This is a genomic window from Wolbachia endosymbiont of Nilaparvata lugens (assembly GCF_007115045.1).
In the GTDB taxonomy this organism is placed as follows: domain Bacteria; phylum Pseudomonadota; class Alphaproteobacteria; order Rickettsiales; family Anaplasmataceae; genus Wolbachia.
This window is the reverse complement of sequence record NZ_MUIY01000001.1, coordinates 270,847-286,539: the sequence shown is the minus strand read 5'-3', so window position 1 is coordinate 286,539 and position 15,693 is coordinate 270,847. Positions and strand designations below refer to the sequence as shown.

Sequence of the window (15,693 nt, the reverse complement as noted above, 5' to 3'; positions counted from 1 at the left end):
TAACAAGGTTGTAAAATTAATTGTGTTGATATTTTATCAGCTGGTCTAAGTACCGAGCAATCATATCAACTTCTAAATTTAGGTAATTACCTGTTTTATTATGCTGAAAAGTTGTGTTTTTCCATGTATAAGGAATGATATTCACAGTGAATTCTTGATCGACAACTGAATTTACTGTAAGGGAAACTCCATCTAGCGTTATAGAACCTTTTTTCGCAACAAATTTAATTAATTCTTGTGGGCACGATAGCTTGATTTCATGAGAATCTAAATCTTGTTCAATTATTAAAATTCTTGCTATCCCATCAACATGACCCTGAACTAGGTGGCCGTCAATTCTGTCACTCAGTTTCATTGCTTGTTCTAGGTTTATTTTTTTCCCTGTTTTCCACGTATTTAAGTTAGAAACCTTCATGGTTTCTTGAGATACTTGAACTGTGAATACATTGCTCATTATGTTGACAACAGTTAAACACACTCCGGAGCAGGATATTGAATCTCCTTTGTTTATAGAGGATAAATTTTGTGTCTCAATATGGAAGATTTGATCAGAGTTAGGGTGGATAGTGATATCAGTTATAGTGCCAATATCTTTGGTAATTCCTTTAAACATGCAATAAAATAAATAATTATATCACAAAAGATCTTATTTGTTAGGTGCGCAAACTTTTTTACTTATCTGCTCAATAGATTCTACAGAATATTCAGAATATAGAAAGTAAGCCAGGTTCAAAACGCACAGTGTAATTAATATTGGTAACCCTATGTTTAATGTTAGACCGATACTTTCCCTTTTTTCTGTTGGCACCAATTCCTTTAAAATTGACACTTTTTCCAGCGGCAAATGCCATAGGCATAGCACTGATATAGAAGCTGCTACTAAAAATAGACAAAAATAAGTCTCTTTTGAAGAAAATACAGTTTTTAATGGTGATTTGAGCCTAATATTAGTAGGCAATCGAGTTTTAGCTTCATTTGTTTTTGGTACATGGTCTACAGCTTTGCTTGGTAAAATTTCATGAGAAACATTTTTAGGCTGTGGAGAAGGTTGGCCTGAAACTAATTTAATCAACTGCCCTTTTTTTCTATATACTTGCTTTTGTAAATATTCTTTACCTAAAAGTGAATTATTAGGAGGTTGTGGCCTTTTGAGTACCTCTAGCACTTCTGATATCTCATTCGGCTCTAATACTTCATGTAATTGTTTATCTTGAAAGTAAACAATATTAAATATTGAGTTGAAAATATTGTGAAATATTTCTGAATCTTGATTTTTATATTCACTTACTACTTCTACGAATATTTCATCGAGTTTTTTTCTCTTGTGCTCAGCTACATTATCTATCATAGCTACTCTAGCATCAAGTTGAGCTTGTTTTATGATTGATTGTTTTTCTTCTTGCAATAATTCTTTAGGCTGCTTTTTGGATTTCTTTTTTCTATTAGCCTTAAAATAATCTGTGTGTGACCTAGTTTGACCTATATCCCGCTCTATTTCTTGAGACACTAAATTTCTTGTAGTATCCTCATTTTTAGCTTTTTCTGCATGTTTTAGCTGCTCATTCAAGAATATCTCGATTTGTTGTAAGCCATCGAGGTTGATGTTTTTAACGTTTGTTTGTAGCGTTATCGTTATGCCCTGCAGGAGGATTTGAATTGGAGCATTACTTATCAATTCTTCTACAGTTTTATTAGCTTTATGGTAGTTGTTGTGTAATTCTTCACTTTCTTTTGGTACTTTTATATTGGCTGTGAAGTTTTTCTCCTGAGAAAGGCAGATTTTAAAAAAGTCAATTAAATGTTTTATTTGAGGTAATATTGTATTAGGGTTTACCTCTGTTAGCAGCTTGAGCTTAAATGAAAACTCTTGTGTATCACTTACAACACTTGTTGAGCGAATGGTGTTAATCTCCAGTACTTCATTAGAAAATGCCTTACTTATTTTTTTAGATCTATCCTTAAAAAACTTAAGTAAACCCTCAATTTCGTATTTTTTCTTAGTTTCTATGTTACTACTATGCATGAGTAAATTTTTTAATGTAGAGTGAAATAAAAAACATAATTAGTCAATAAATTAATAATTATAGCACTCTTACATAATAGTAGCGTGTTGGATTCAATAAGAGCAGAAAAAGTTACTTTACAAATCTCATCAATCTTCTTATCATGACAATAAGAGTGTTTATCCTTGTTTTTAATCTCTGCAGATTTAACAACAAAATTCAGTAAAAAACTCAGGTATATATTGGCAGATTACATAAAATTATAGCGGATGCATGTCTTTTTTATTTTTTCTACATTCAGCCAAAATGCGCTCTAAATAAGCGTTAGCACATTATTACAATGCCGATTTACATTATTATAGGGTTAAAACTCACTACTGGGGGATTCTTTTGCCTTTTTTTTACTTGGTAAATTTCTTAATATTTTGGATTAGTTAGGAGTCCTATAGAGATGTCATTTCAGTGCTTCTTATTACCTGTTCTGGATCCCAGTGTTATGCAACTGGGATGACACCACAGGGGCTACTTGAATGGCAAGAAAGAGGGCTACTTGGATGACAGGGAAAGGAGTACCTAAATGACAGATCAAAAGCTTTTACCTTTTTTCTATTTAGTAAATTTCTTGATGCTATAACTAAAGCAATTTAGTAGCACGTAGTATAATATCAAACCTTTTTATGCGCCAACTTTTATCTACTTCCATCATGTTTCGCAGTAGGTCTATCTGCTGTTGTACCAAGAGGTATTGCATAACAACTGCATTTAAGCTTTCGATTACTCCTTTACAAAACGTATTTATGAAGAAATCGACCGCGGTGAAGGGGGCTTTGGATCAAGCGGTAGGTAGTTTTTTATATGTAAGTTGACAGCATTGATTTTTTGATATATAGTATTAATATATTATTAATTTATTTTCAGGAGTAATTATGTTAACTTTTAAAAAATATCGTAAAACAACAGACACGGCAGTTATATTACTTGCTCTCTGTATGTTATAGGCACAGCAGTAGCACTTTCAACACCGTATTGGGTGTCTTCAACTTCGCTTTTAGCACCAATTGCAGTTTTTGCAGCTACACCACTTGGAATAAGTGTTTTAGCATTTGCTGCTGTTGCACTGGCTAGTTTAGCAATATATTTCATCATCAAAAACAATGAAATATCTGAGCCTAAAATTCCGAGCATTGTTATTGAAAGTTGTAAAGGAGATCTATTTTTGAAAGCAAAAGATGAAGATTTTGAGTATATCACAAAACACAAACAAAATAAGAATCAAGATGGCAGTGTTATCCCCGATGAGTATCGTATAGATTTTGCCTTCAAAGATAAGAGTTACTACATAACTGCGAAAAATGAGTCAGGTATATCTGACAATAATAGCTGCTTAAAAATAAATTCACTAGCAGTAAAAAATGATGAAGGTGAGTTTAAATTAATAGATGGAAGTGACCAACAGCTCAAAACGTTAAGTTTAGGCTCTGGAGAAAATGATGCTAAAGAACTAACCATTCAATTTCAGCCAAACTCAAGTGTTAAATCACCAGAAGCTGAACAACAAAAGAACGAAAGATCATTATTTAACTAAGTATAAAAGGGGTAGACTAAATAAGTCTGCCCTTCATTTTTTAGTGTTAGGTTACTTAAACTTATTGTAGAAACTGCTGCAATGTTAGTATATTCATTAATAACAATTGGTGCTGGTGTATCAAAATCAATTAACTCACATACTGCAATACGCAAAATAGATAAGCTTATAAGATTTAACCGTGAAAGTGACCAGCTTGGGTGTAAATAAGACTCTATTATTTTATCATATTCTTCACTGCTTTTTATAACCTTACATAACAAGTTTTCTAAGAACTGATGTTCAAATTCTTCACATTCAAATATATCTTTCAACGTACTTATGTAATCTTTAAGCTCACAATTTTCCAATTTAAAAGTGTAACCTATGAAGATATTCAAATAAACAACCTGTATGGTTGCTATACTCCTTTTTATCCAAATAGTTTTATTGATGATATTAAAGATTGCACTATAATGAAAGTTTAAGCTAGCATTTTTAAGGTGAATAAAGAGCTAATAAGTGAAATACCTTTACTTGAAGATAAGGCAGTTTCTGAAATTGAAAATGCTGTTTCTTTGCAGGATTTAGAAAAAGTTAGGTTGTCATACTTGGGGAGAAAGGGTGTAGTAAAAGCTTATTTCGATGACTTAAAGAATATAGATGATGCAGGAGAAAAACGCAACTTAGGTGCAGTTATTAACGTTTTACGCAATAAGATAGACCAACTTATAACAAGCAAAGAAAATGAACTAAAAGCTCAAGAAGTAAACTTTAAGCTGCAAAATGAAGCAGTTGATATCACGCTGCCTGTTAGGCCAGAAAGAATTGGCAAGATTCATCCACTCAGTAAAGTTATAAGTGAAGTAAAGCTCATTTTTGCACATATGGGTTTCAAAGCAGTTGATGGTCCTGATATTGAAGATGAATTTCACGTGTTTGATGCGCTAAATACTCCAAGTCATCATCCTGCGCGAGAGGAGCAAGATACCTTCTACTTAAAGAATAAAATAAACGATAAAAGAATGGTGCTGCGCACTCATACCTCATCTGTGCAGATTAGAACTATGGAAAAGATAAAAGCTTTTCCAATTAAAATAGTGGCTGCAGGCAAGGTATACAGAAATGACTTTGATGCAACTCACACTCCTATGTTTCATCAGATAGAAGGGCTTTATGTTAATGAAAATGTCAATATGGGCCAATTAAAATTTACTATTCATCGCTTCCTTAGTAAATTTTTCGGAGATAAAGGTCTAAAAATACGCTTTCGTAATAGTTTTTTTCCTTTTACTGAGCCTTCTGCAGAAGTGGACATAAGTTATAAAGGTAGTAAATGGATTGAAGTACTTGGATGTGGTATGGTGCATCCAAATGTCTTTAAAAATGTTGGAATAGATCATACTAAATACAGTGGCTTTGCATTTGGGATTGGTATAGAAAGACTAGCAATGCTGAAATATCAAATTAGTGATCTAAGGAGCTTTTACGACAATAGAGTTAGTTGGCTCAACCATTATGGTTTTCATTTTTCGTCTTTAAGATAAGTGACAAATAAATCTTATACATTTGTTGTACTTGCTGCTGGGCATGGTAAACGAATGAATTCAAGCTTGCCTAAGGTTCTGCACAAAATAGGTAATTTCTCCATGCTTGAGCACGTCATTTACAATGCAAAGCAGCTAAATCCTGAAAATATTGCTGTTGTAGTTGATCAGCCTTTAATTGAAAGACTAAAGTGCTTTGAGGATATAAAATTAATTACACAAGAGTCAACGCTCGGTACAGGGGATGCAGTCAAAATTGCAATGAGAAACCTGAAAGAATTGTCAGATATAGTTGTTGTGCAGTATGGGGATACTCCACTAATAAAAAGCAGCACAATAACTAAAATGATAAGCTGCTTAGGAGAGAGCAATGCTTTAGTTTGTCTTGGGTTTAAAACTAATAATAAAGGATACGGTAGACTAATTATTGAGAACGGTTCCCTAAGAGAAATAGTAGAAGTACAAAATGGTAGAAATAATGATTTTGCTAATGCCGGAATAATGGTTGCACGTGAAAAGAATCTACGTGAATTGGTGGAGAAAATAGAGTGTAATAATCAAGCTCGCGAATATTACCTGACTGATATAGTTGCCATTGCAGTAAAGAGTAATTTAAATGTTGGCTATGTTATTGCTGATGAGGAGGAGGCAACTGGCATAAATAATAGGAATGACCTTGCAACGGCCGAGTTTTACTTTCAAGAAGAAAAAAGAAAGTTTTTCACTAACTCTGGAGTAACGCTTTTTGCTCCAGAAACTGTTTTCTTCTCTCTTGATACGCAAATTGGTATGGATTCGATTGTTTACCCATACGTTTTTTTTGGTCCTGGAGTAAAAATAGGATCTGGTGTTAGGGTTGGTCCATTTGCCAAATGTGAAAATACAACAATAGGTGATCGTGCAATCATAGGTAATTTTGTTGAAACAAAAGCAAGTGATATAGGTATAAATACTAAGATAAAGCATTTAAGTTATGTAGGAAATACTCAGGTAGGGCAGGGGAGTAACATAGGTGCAGGTACTGTTGTTTGTAATTATGATGGTAAAAAGAAACGTAAAACAAATATTGGAAGCAATTGTTTTATTGGTGCCAATAGCTCACTAATTGCACCGCTTAATGTTTATGATGACTCTCTAGTTGCAGCAGGTAGCGTTATAGTGGAAGATGTACCAAAGAGGAGTCTTGCAATTGCAAGAGAAAGGCAAATAACTAAGAAAATAAAATAACTCTGATTTTTATTACGCGAATTATGTTATTTTTAATATATGCGTTAGTATACATGTATATCAATATACATGTTAAAAATGAAAAAGTTGCTTATTTTGGTGGTCTGTTGTTTCCTGTCAGTACCGTATTTTGGAGTTGATTGGATTAGAGATAGAATCTATACTTCTTTATCATATAGCCGGCTTGGTGTTAATTATGATGTTGGTTTTCACTATACAGATAGCACTAAAATTTCAGTTGGCTATGTAATCAAACCTATTATTAATTCTCTAATCAGACCTACTCTTGAGGAAGAATTTGGAGCAGTGGTGGGGCTTATGGCAAAGCTTAATTATCATCATAAATTTGAAGGTACGAATATGACTCGTTATATTACTGCTGGTGTTGGTCCTGTTATAGTGCGTACAATGAAGGCTAAACCTAATGTAAGTAGAGCTGATAATGTAGGTGAAAACATAAGTACCCTATTGGCAGAGGTTTTCAAAACTATAGTCAATGATAAATTTTTTTCTTATCAAATAGGTTCTGGTATTAATCTTCCACTTTCTGAAAGAACAAGTGTTTTTGCTGGTTATAAACTTCAAAGGTTTCATAAAATTTTTCATGGAATTGAGCTAGGAGTGAGTTTTAATTTATAAACTCTGATTGAATATTTTTAGTAAAAGCTAGTGGGAAATTATATTGAAGCGAAAGTAAGTGATGTAGACTTAAATGATGATTGCAGCAGATAGTGAAAGATATGCCAATTTGCAATTGCAAGAGAAAGACAAATAACAAAAAAAATAAAATAATTCCAATTTTTTACTTGCAATTTATACTATTTTTAATATTTATATGCTTGTATATGCATATATTAATCTTTGGAGGATAAAAATGAAAAAGTTACTTACTTTGTTGGCTTGCTGTTCTTTGTCAGCACCGTCTTTTGGAGTTGATTGGGTTAAAGATAGAACCTACACCTCTTCGTCGTATGGCATGCTTGGTATTAATTATGATCTTGGCTATCATTGTACAGATAGCATTAAAATTTCATTTGGTCCTGCAGTTAAACTTGTTATGAGTGAAGGGATTTTAGACGCGGGACTTATGACAAAGCTTCATTATCATTATAAATTTGAAAATACAGATATTACTCCTTATGTTACTTTTGGTGTAGGAGGAGTTGCTAAAATTCCTCTTTCAGAAAATCAAGGGCCAGACGTAGAAGAATTTTTTTCTTATCAAATAGGTTCTGGTATTAATCTTCCACTTTCTGAGAGAACAAGTGTTTTTGCTGGCTACAAGCTGCAGAAGTTTCATGAACTTTCGCATGGGGTTGAATTTGGAATGAGTTTTAATTTGTAAGCTACGATTGAATGTTTTTAGTGAAGTCTGGTTTGAATTTTTGTTGAAATAAAAGCAAGTTATATAGGCTAAAATGATGATTGCAGTAGGTAATAAAATGTGAAAAAGAAAAGTTTGGCAATTGCAAGAGAAAGGCAAGTAGCTAGGAAAGTGATTCCAATTTTATTATGTAAGTTATGTGATTTTTAACTTTTCTGTGAGTATATATGCGTATATTCATGGTTAGAGGGTGAAAATGAAAAATTACTTACTTTAGTAGTCTGCTGTTCTCTGTCAGCACCGTCTTTTGGAGTTGATTGGATTAGAGATAGAATCTATACTTCGTCGTCATATGGCAATCTTGGTGTTAATTATGAGTTTGGCTATCATTATACAGATAGCATAAAAATTTCAGCTGGTCCTGTAGTCAAATCTGTTTTGTTTGGAGGATGTTTGGCAGAGCTAGGATTCATGGCAAAGCTTCATTACCATTATAAATTTGAAAGTACGGATATTACTCCTTATGTTACTTTTGGTGTAGGAGGTGGAGCTAAAGTATCTCAACCAGAACAGCAAAGTAAAGAGCCAGACGTAGAAAAGTTTTTTTCCTACCAGATAGGTTCTGGTATTAATCTTCCACTTTCTGAGAGAACGAATGTTTTCGCTGGCTACAAACTTCACAAGTTCAGTGAGTTTTCTCATGGGTTTGAACTTGGAATGAGTGTTAATTTATAAGCTCCTATTGAATGTTTTTAGTGAAAGCTTATTAACGTCGTAAATTTTTCATGATACTAAGAGAATTGGAGAGTAGTCAAGTTTTAAAACTTGACTATTCTCCACGAGGAAAAGCAGATAAAGGTAGAAGTATTTCATGTTTTTATTTATATTGACAGTATGTGTAACATCATTTACGATTAGTGTTAATAACAATAATTGATATTTGTCATGTTTGCAGTAATCGAAACTGGTGGAAAGCAGTATTTAGTAAAAAAAGGCAGCATAATTAAAGTAGAAAGATTACAAGCTGAAGAAAAAGAGGAAGTGGAAATCAATAAAGTGATTTGTGTTTCAAGTAATGGCTTATCTTGTTCATCTAATGCTGTTGTTAAAGCTGAAGTACTGGAGCAGTGTAGAGATAAAAAAATTATAATCTTTAAGAAAAAGAGAAGAAAAAATTACCGTAGGAAAAATGGTCATAGGCAGTATATTACTGTTCTTCGTATCAATGAAATTAGTCTTCAAAAGTAAGAGGTAAGATATGGCAACTAAAAAATCAGGTGGTAGTTCCTGTAATGGTAGAGATTCGGCAGGGCGTCGGCTCGGGATAAAGAAGAATGGTGAGGTTATTCCAGGTAACATAATTGTACGTCAAAGAGGTACAAAATTTCATCCTGGAAAGAATGTTGGTATGGGTAAAGATCATACGATTTTTGCTAAAACGAAAGGCTGGGTGAGTTTTAGAAAATCAGCAAATAAAAAGACGTTTATTGATGTTGTGCCTACAGATGATATGCAAGCCTTGGCTTGAATAGATACGGGTCTGTAGCTCAGGTGGTTAGAGCGCACGCCTGATAAGCGTGAGGTCGGAGGTTCAACTCTTCCCAGACCCACCATTTAAATTTGCAATAGTTTTGTAACTAAACGATGGTTTTACATAAGAATTCAGTAACCAGTGAATCAGTAGCAGCCGGTCATCCAGACAAAGTAGCAGACCAGATTTCAGATGCAATACTTGACGAATACCTTTTTAATGACTCTTCCTCTCGTACTGCAATAGAGACTTTAGTTACCAAAGATAATGTCATTATAGCTGGGGAGGTGTTTGGGCCGAACATTGAAAATAGCAAGATTGAAAGTATTGTACGGAATACAATAAAAGATATTGGTTATGAGCATGATGGTTTCCACTGGGAAACAGTGAAAGTAAATATATTACTACATGAACAATCAAATGACATTGCAATAGGTGTGGATCAAGGTGCTGGGGATCAGGGCATAATGTATGGCTATGCAACAATAGAGACGGAAAGCCTCATGCCAGCACCCATTTTTTATGCACACTCGATTCTGAGAAATATCATGAGTATGGTCAAAGGGGTAAAGCTTGGTCCGGATGCAAAATCGCAAATCACTTTGGCGTATGAGAATAACCTTCCAGTGCGTGCTGAAAGTATTGTTGTTTCAATACAGCATCTTGAGGATCTGAGTCAATCGAAAGTGAAGGAAATAATTTATCCTTACATAGCTTCATCTTTACCTGAAGGGTGGATGTGCCCTAAAGAAAATCTCTTAGTCAATCCAACAGGTAGATTTGTTATTGGTGGACCAGTTGGTGATTGTGGATTAACCGGACGAAAAATTATGGTTGATACTTATGGAGGCTATATTCCACACGGTGGAGGAGCGTTTTCTGGAAAAGATGCAACAAAAGTTGATAGATCCGCAGCTTATATGGCGAGATACCTTGCTAAAAATATTGTCTTTGCAGGTTTAGCTGAACGTTGTCTTGTGCAGCTTTCTTATGCAATTGGTGTCTCAAAACCTACTTCATTTTACATTGATACATTTGGTACGAATAGAATAGATGAAGAGAGGATTAAAGGGTTTATTGAAGATAACATAGATTTATCAACTAAAGGCATAATAAGACATTTATCACTTAATCGTCCTATATATAAACGTACAGCCTGCTATGGGCATTTTGGTAAAGAATCGGAAAGTGATGGTGGATTTTCTTGGGAAGGTGTGGACTTATCTACTGATTTTTGTAAAGAATTTAATATAGAAGAAGAAAAGAGAGAATGTCTTTAAACTATTAAACTCTTTTATTTCTAGCTTGATACTGATATAATAGCTTATTATAAATTATAAGTAACTTTTTAGTAACTATACTACTTTTAATATTTATGAGGCTTAGAAGGTGTCCGACAAACCAAAAGAAGAATTTTACGATATTGCTGTAAGAGAGTCATCTGGCCTTATTGAAAAAATAATAAAACATCCTTTCAATGTTGAATTGATGAACAATACGCTAGATTATGAAAAGTTTAAATTTTATCTTCAGCAGGATTTTTTATATTTAGTGGACTGTACTCGTGCTTTATTGATTATTACAGCTAAAGTTCATGAAATTGAAATAATGAGCAGCTTAATAAATGTGGCAAGAGGAACATTTGATGTTCGGAGGCAATATAAAGAACATTTTAGAGATTGTGATTTATCTGATAATCACAAAAAATCAAGAGCCAGTTCTGCCTTTACTGACTTTTTCATGCGCGCTGCATATCACAGTTCTGTTGCTGAAGCTTTATCAGCATCTTACCCTTGCTTTAACATATACCAAATCATTCTACAGAATATGATGAGTGAGGTAACATCTGATGAGGTTAAAAATAGCAAGTACGAAGGATGGGTCAATATTTACAATAGCAAAGCAATTAATGCTGCAATTGATGAGTTTACTAATGTTACGAATAAATTTTATAAGAAAGCTGGCGATTGTGAAAAAAGAAGGATGCATGAGTTTTTTAAGAGAGGTTTAGAGCTAGAAATATTGTTTTGGGATGAGATGTATTCTCTAGCATAGTCTGTAGTATTAACACTAAATTATATTCTAGTTTATGTGATGTTCAGTGGTATAATTAAGAGCTATTATGGGTCAAATCTTTTAAAGGATATTATTGAGCATCCTTTCAATGTTGAATTAGCAAATAATACTTTAAACATAGAAAACTTCAAATTTTATATACAACAAGATGCATTCTTTTTAGCTGATTATATTCGTACTGTTTTAATGATTGCATCAAAAATGGAGAGTTGTAATAACATTGTTCCATTGATTGAGGTGGCTAAAGGGGTAATAGAGATTATGAAAGTGTTATACAACCACTACTTTGCTGTGTATTCCATAAATCGTGGAGAAAAGTCGCTTGAGTGTTTCAATTTTACTAACTTTCTTTTGTCTACTTCATATAGCGATGTTTATGAAGCTGTAACAGTTCTTTACTCTTGCCATTTCATATATAAAATTGTTGTTGATAATATGAGAAATAAAATTAAAAAAAATAATAGGTATAAGGATTGGCTTGATTTTTTTGGCAGTAGTTTGATGGAATCTGGATGTGTTGCTTTGGAAGATATTGTTGACGAATATTGTAACAAAGTAGGAGAAAGTGAAAGAACCAGAATGCTAGAATTATTTAAAATAACTGCACAATTTGAGTTGGATTTTTGGAGTGGGGCATATAATTTTTCAAAATTTGATCAAGATTTTAAGAAATATTGACAATTTTAAGCTAATTTGTATGCTTGGTACGTATTTTTGAAGATGATATGAAAAGTAAAGAACATGATTTTCATTTAGTAGATCCAAGTCCCTGGCCAATTGCTATATCAGCAGCAATTCTTGTTCTTGCACTTGGATTAGTTGGTATACTCCATAAACAAATTTCTGGAATATTTGGTTTAGTTTTGGGAATCTCTGCGGTATCAGGGGTGCTGTTTTATTGGTGGAGAGATGTAATAAGAGAAGCAATTTATGATAAATGCCATACTGCCATTGTAAAACATGGACTCAAGCTTGCAATGTACTTATTTATCCTCTCGGAAGTTGTATTTTTTATAGCGTTCTTTTGTTCATTCTTTAAAGCCTGGCTTGATCCGATTTTTTTGTTTGAAGCGTTTTCTCCTACAAAAAAAATTGAATGGCCCCCTGAAGGGATTTTACCACCTGATCCGTGGTCATTACCATTTATGAATACATTAATATTATTACTTTCTGGTACAACGATTACTTCAGCACATCATTTTTTACTTGAAAATGATAAAAAAAACATGATTAAAATGTTATCTATAACTATATTGCTTGGAATTTTCTTTATAATAGTGCAAGCAATTGAGTATTATGAAGCAAGTTTTTCTCTACAAGAAACAGGAGAGAAACTTATCTATACATCCAACTTTTACATGATTACTGGTTTTCATTGTATGCATGTTATAATAGGTATAATATTTTTGTCAGTGTGTTTGTTTAGAGCTCGAAGAGATCAAATTACACCTCAAGATCATTTATGCTTTGAATTTGCCTCTTGGTATTGGCACTTTGTTGATGTAGTCTGGATATTTTTATTTGTGTTTGTTTATTGGTTAAGCCTTTATTAAGTGATTAAAATAATAGGCCTAGATCCAGGGATGAGTAAGACTGGTTGGACTATTATCAGCCTGGAAGAAAAAAATAATATTAAATTTTTGGATGGTGGCACCATATCAACTGATAGTAAGTCGGGTATAGGTGAGCGTCTACATATAATTTTTGAAGAATTAAAGAAAGTAATTTCTTTATACTCTCCAGATGAAGCTGCTGTAGAAAAAATTTTTGTTAATAAAAATCCAAAATCTTCACTAACTTTGGGATATGCAAGAGCAATTGCAATTTTAATATTACAAATGACGAATTTACCCATGAATGAATATGATGCAAACTATATAAAAAAGAGCATTACCGGAAATGGTCATGCTGATAAGGATCAGATTATATTTATGGTGAAGCAAATAGTTAAAAACTTAAATATAAAATGTCATCATACTGCTGATGCTCTTGCTACAGCAATTTGTCATGCTTATACGAGAAGTTCTTGTTTTATTGAATAGGTTTACATGAATTCAGTTAAAAAAACTATTTGATGGTATTTATCTTATCTAACGTTCGTTGCAGAATAATACATGCAGCAATTTTATCATCTATTTTTTTTGATTTTGTGATTGATATTCCAGTAATTTTTAGTGCGTGAGTTGCAAGAGATGTTGATAGACTTTCGTCTTGTAGGTATATGTGTACTTTACATTTTTTTATTATTTTATTTGCAAACTGGATTATTGCTTTACACCATTCAGTCTCTTGGTCATCTATTTTGAATGGTAGTCCTATTACCATTGATCCAGCTTCATTTTCTTTAAGCACTCTATTTAGATAACCTAAATCTTTGCTCATATTTCTTCTATAATATATACTATGAGCTGTAGCTATAAGCTGTGTTTTATCACTAAATGCTATGCCTATTTGTTTTTCTCCCATATCAAGGCACATTATACGTTTATCTCTTGGAATAGACTTTAGAAATTCATCTGGATTTCTATGTAGCATCTATGAAAACATAACTTTTGTACAATTGTATTTTTGTGACAGTAAGTTATGTACAGTCTACTGGCATGATAGACATTCATCATAATTAATATCTGTTTTTTGTTGCAATATTTCACTTTTTTTGAATATGTCATGTGAGACCTTGTCAGCTCTCTGCATTGATTGTGATCTGCAGTAATACAAGCTTTTTAATCCTTTTTTCCAAGCAAGCATATGTATTTTGTGTAAGTAACGTTTATGCACATTGGCAGGTAAGAACAGATTTACTGATTGAGATTGACAAATATAAGGAGTTCTATCACTTGCATGTTCTATGATCCATTGTTGATCAAGTTCGTATGCTGTTTTAAATGTCAGTTTTTCATGCTTGCTAAGAAAATCTAAATGCTGAACAGAACCCTCATTTGTTGAAATTGAGGACCATATTTCATCATTGTCTTGATTTTTTTCTGCTAGTAGTTTTTGCAAGAATTTATTTCGTACTACAAATGAACCTGTCAGTGTCTTCTGTATAAATACGTTTGCTGCATATGGCTCTATTCCAGGGGAAGTGTTGCCTGCGATAATCGAAATTGAGGCAGTTGGAGCAATAGCGAGCTTATGTGTAAACCTTTCCATTAGATCGATTTCTTTAGCGTCAAGACATGGCCCTTTTTCTTCTGCTAATTTTTTAGAAACTACATCCGCTTGCTCGCGCAAATGCTTAAATACTTTTTTATTCCATTGTTGGGCTGTTACTGATTCAAAAGGAACCATTTTACTTTGTAAAAATGAATGAAAACCCATCACGCCAAGACCGATACTACGCTCTCTTATTGCGGAATATTTTGCTCGCTGTATTTCATTTGGTGCTTGGTTTATGAAATCCTCTAATACATTATCAAGAAAACGCATTATATCTTCTATGAAAAGCTCATTATCTTTCCATTCTTCGTAGTATTCAAGATTTACGGATGATAAACAACATACAGCAGTGCGTGACTTTTTCAGGTGATCGTAACCTGTAGTTAAAGTTATTTCACTGCATAGGTTTGACATTTTGATGTCTAAGTTGAGTTTTTTGTAAGATTCTGGCTTATTGTTATTTGTTGCATCAAGGAAAATAATGTAAGGTTCTCCAGTTTCAACTCTTGCTGTTAATATTTTAATCCATATATCCCGTGCTTTTACTGTTGAAATAACTTTATTGTTATGAGGGCTTATTAAATCCCATTCTTGATCATCTTCAACAGCTTGCATAAACTTATCTGTTACTATTACAGCATGATGTATATTTAATGCTTTGCGATTTGGGTCACCACCAGTTGGCTTACGTAAATCTAGAAACTCTTCTGTTTCTGGATGCCATACAGGAAGATAAACTGCTGAGCTTCCTCTTCTTAAGGATCCTTGGCTGATTGCAAGCGTCAGAGCGTTTTGTACTACGATAAATGGCACAATTCCTGATGTTTTACCGCTACCTTTGACACTTTCACCAATTGAACGTAAATTTCCCCAATAACTACCTATTCCACCACCACGTGCAGCGAGCCAAACATTTTCATTCCATAGATCAACTATTCCCTTCAAGCTATCTTCAGTTTCATTAAGAAAGCAGGAAATAGGCAATCCTCTTTTGGTACCGCCGTTACTAAGTATTGGTGTTGAAGGCATGAACCACAAGTTGCTCATGTAATCATAAAGACGTTGTGCATGTTTTCTATCATCAGAATAGTAATTAGCAATACGTATAAAGAGATCTTGATAACTTTCATTTTCTATTAAATACCTATCCAATAGAACTGCTTTTCCAAAATCGGTTAATTTACTATCTTTTGCGTAATTAATAGTAATGTAATTCATAAGGCTCCTTTTATGATAATATAGAAATTTATTTGAGCGATTTC

18 protein-coding genes and 1 tRNA gene are annotated in these 15,693 nt (G+C 33.2%); 14 read left to right on the top strand and 5 right to left on the bottom strand.

All coding sequences use genetic code 11. The features are described from left to right. Nucleotides 1–16 precede the first annotated feature (16 nt). Together BWZ41_RS01455 and BWZ41_RS01450 are read right to left on the bottom strand one after the other, a co-directional pair. Complete coding sequence (locus tag BWZ41_RS01455; RefSeq protein WP_143689162.1) at nt 17–613, bottom strand: riboflavin synthase; 597 nt, start codon at nt 611–613, stop codon at nt 17–19. Between the two features lie 33 nt (nt 614–646). Continuing rightward, nucleotides 647–2,023 carry a hypothetical protein gene (locus BWZ41_RS01450; protein ID WP_143689161.1) on the bottom strand — a complete coding sequence of 459 codons (1,377 nt, stop codon included), beginning with the start codon at nt 2,021–2,023 and terminating at the stop codon, nt 647–649. Between the two features lie 1,010 nt (nt 2,024–3,033). Here BWZ41_RS01450 and BWZ41_RS01445 point away from each other — a divergent pair. Further along, nucleotides 3,034–3,588, top strand: a complete 555-nt coding sequence (locus tag BWZ41_RS01445; protein ID WP_241653843.1) for a hypothetical protein — start codon at nt 3,034–3,036, stop codon at nt 3,586–3,588. Here the strand turns inward: BWZ41_RS01445 and BWZ41_RS01440 are convergent. Continuing rightward, the gene (locus BWZ41_RS01440; protein ID WP_241653842.1) at nt 3,585–3,938 is read right to left on the bottom strand and encodes a transcription antitermination factor NusB; all 354 of its coding nucleotides are present in this window, start codon (nt 3,936–3,938) and stop codon (nt 3,585–3,587) included. The two genes, BWZ41_RS01445 and BWZ41_RS01440, sit on opposite strands and share 4 nt — an antisense overlap. 132 nt (nt 3,939–4,070) lie before the next feature. Here BWZ41_RS01440 and pheS point away from each other — a divergent pair, with 132 nt between their 5' ends. The 13 genes from pheS to ruvC all read left to right on the top strand — a co-directional run bounded on the left by pheS (nt 4,071) and on the right by ruvC (nt 13,314). Next, nucleotides 4,071–5,114 carry a phenylalanine--tRNA ligase subunit alpha gene (pheS, locus tag BWZ41_RS01435; protein WP_143689159.1) on the top strand — a complete coding sequence of 348 codons (1,044 nt, stop codon included), beginning with the start codon at nt 4,071–4,073 and terminating at the stop codon, nt 5,112–5,114. Further along, nucleotides 5,115–6,341, top strand: a complete 1,227-nt coding sequence (locus BWZ41_RS01430; RefSeq protein WP_143689158.1) for an NTP transferase domain-containing protein — start codon at nt 5,115–5,117, stop codon at nt 6,339–6,341. A 78-nt stretch (nt 6,342–6,419) separates the two neighbouring features. Beyond that, nucleotides 6,420–6,980 (top strand): hypothetical protein, encoded by a 561-nt coding sequence (locus tag BWZ41_RS01425; RefSeq protein WP_143689157.1) that lies wholly within the window; start codon nt 6,420–6,422, stop codon nt 6,978–6,980. Between the two features lie 235 nt (nt 6,981–7,215). Continuing rightward, nucleotides 7,216–7,686: a P44/Msp2 family outer membrane protein gene (locus BWZ41_RS01420; protein WP_017532463.1), complete on the top strand. Its 471-nt coding sequence runs from the start codon at nt 7,216–7,218 to the stop codon at nt 7,684–7,686. A gap of 204 nt (nt 7,687–7,890) precedes the next feature. Continuing rightward, nucleotides 7,891–8,400, top strand: coding sequence for an acyloxyacyl hydrolase (locus tag BWZ41_RS01415; RefSeq protein WP_143689156.1), 510 nt, complete (start codon nt 7,891–7,893; stop codon nt 8,398–8,400). A gap of 210 nt (nt 8,401–8,610) precedes the next feature. Then, entirely contained in the window at nt 8,611–8,913 is a 303-nt protein-coding gene (gene rplU, locus BWZ41_RS01410; protein ID WP_015588327.1) for a 50S ribosomal protein L21, read from the top strand. 10 nt (nt 8,914–8,923) lie between these two features. Continuing rightward, nucleotides 8,924–9,193 carry a 50S ribosomal protein L27 gene (gene rpmA / locus BWZ41_RS01405; protein ID WP_006012184.1) on the top strand — a complete coding sequence of 90 codons (270 nt, stop codon included), beginning with the start codon at nt 8,924–8,926 and terminating at the stop codon, nt 9,191–9,193. Nucleotides 9,194–9,201: 8 nt separating this feature from the next. Then, nucleotides 9,202–9,278: transfer RNA gene (locus BWZ41_RS01400), tRNA-Ile, on the top strand. A gap of 31 nt (nt 9,279–9,309) precedes the next feature. Then, complete coding sequence (gene metK, locus BWZ41_RS01395) at nt 9,310–10,476, top strand: methionine adenosyltransferase (RefSeq protein WP_143689155.1); 1,167 nt, start codon at nt 9,310–9,312, stop codon at nt 10,474–10,476. Nucleotides 10,477–10,585: 109 nt separating this feature from the next. After that, nucleotides 10,586–11,251 carry a TenA family protein gene (locus BWZ41_RS01390; RefSeq protein ID WP_143689154.1) on the top strand — a complete coding sequence of 222 codons (666 nt, stop codon included), beginning with the start codon at nt 10,586–10,588 and terminating at the stop codon, nt 11,249–11,251. Nucleotides 11,252–11,290: 39 nt separating this feature from the next. Beyond that, on the top strand, nt 11,291–11,950 hold the full coding sequence (locus BWZ41_RS01385) for a TenA family protein (RefSeq protein WP_143689153.1): 660 nt from the start codon (nt 11,291–11,293) through the stop codon (nt 11,948–11,950). A 47-nt stretch (nt 11,951–11,997) separates the two neighbouring features. After that, nucleotides 11,998–12,825 (top strand): cytochrome c oxidase subunit 3, encoded by an 828-nt coding sequence (locus tag BWZ41_RS01380; protein ID WP_143689152.1) that lies wholly within the window; start codon nt 11,998–12,000, stop codon nt 12,823–12,825. Continuing rightward, on the top strand, nt 12,826–13,314 hold the full coding sequence (gene ruvC / locus BWZ41_RS01375; protein WP_143689151.1) for a crossover junction endodeoxyribonuclease RuvC: 489 nt from the start codon (nt 12,826–12,828) through the stop codon (nt 13,312–13,314). A 25-nt stretch (nt 13,315–13,339) separates the two neighbouring features. Here the strand turns inward: ruvC and ruvX are convergent, their stop codons facing one another. After that, the gene (ruvX, locus tag BWZ41_RS01370; protein WP_143689150.1) at nt 13,340–13,807 is read right to left on the bottom strand and encodes a Holliday junction resolvase RuvX; all 468 of its coding nucleotides are present in this window, start codon (nt 13,805–13,807) and stop codon (nt 13,340–13,342) included. Between the two features lie 57 nt (nt 13,808–13,864). Then, the gene (locus BWZ41_RS01365; RefSeq protein ID WP_143689149.1) at nt 13,865–15,649 is read right to left on the bottom strand and encodes a ribonucleoside-diphosphate reductase subunit alpha; all 1,785 of its coding nucleotides are present in this window, start codon (nt 15,647–15,649) and stop codon (nt 13,865–13,867) included. Nucleotides 15,650–15,693: the final 44 nt, after the last annotated feature.

What these genes read in the sequence shown, in the direction of transcription:
- BWZ41_RS01455 (WP_143689162.1), bottom strand. Translation starts at nt 613, where the DNA reads ATGTTTAAAGGAATTACCAAAGATATTGGCACTATAACTGATATCACT.
- BWZ41_RS01450 (WP_143689161.1), bottom strand. Translation starts at nt 2,023, where the DNA reads ATGCATAGTAGTAACATAGAAACTAAGAAAAAATACGAAATTGAGGGT.
- BWZ41_RS01425 (WP_143689157.1), top strand. Translation starts at nt 6,420, where the DNA reads ATGAAAAAGTTGCTTATTTTGGTGGTCTGTTGTTTCCTGTCAGTACCG.
- BWZ41_RS01420 (WP_017532463.1), top strand. Translation starts at nt 7,216, where the DNA reads ATGAAAAAGTTACTTACTTTGTTGGCTTGCTGTTCTTTGTCAGCACCG.
- rplU (WP_015588327.1), top strand. Translation starts at nt 8,611, where the DNA reads ATGTTTGCAGTAATCGAAACTGGTGGAAAGCAGTATTTAGTAAAAAAA.
- rpmA (WP_006012184.1), top strand. Translation starts at nt 8,924, where the DNA reads ATGGCAACTAAAAAATCAGGTGGTAGTTCCTGTAATGGTAGAGATTCG.
- metK (WP_143689155.1), top strand. Translation starts at nt 9,310, where the DNA reads ATGGTTTTACATAAGAATTCAGTAACCAGTGAATCAGTAGCAGCCGGT.
- BWZ41_RS01385 (WP_143689153.1), top strand. Translation starts at nt 11,291, where the DNA reads ATGTTCAGTGGTATAATTAAGAGCTATTATGGGTCAAATCTTTTAAAG.
- BWZ41_RS01380 (WP_143689152.1), top strand. Translation starts at nt 11,998, where the DNA reads ATGAAAAGTAAAGAACATGATTTTCATTTAGTAGATCCAAGTCCCTGG.
- ruvX (WP_143689150.1), bottom strand. Translation starts at nt 13,807, where the DNA reads ATGCTACATAGAAATCCAGATGAATTTCTAAAGTCTATTCCAAGAGAT.
- BWZ41_RS01365 (WP_143689149.1), bottom strand. Translation starts at nt 15,649, where the DNA reads ATGAATTACATTACTATTAATTACGCAAAAGATAGTAAATTAACCGAT.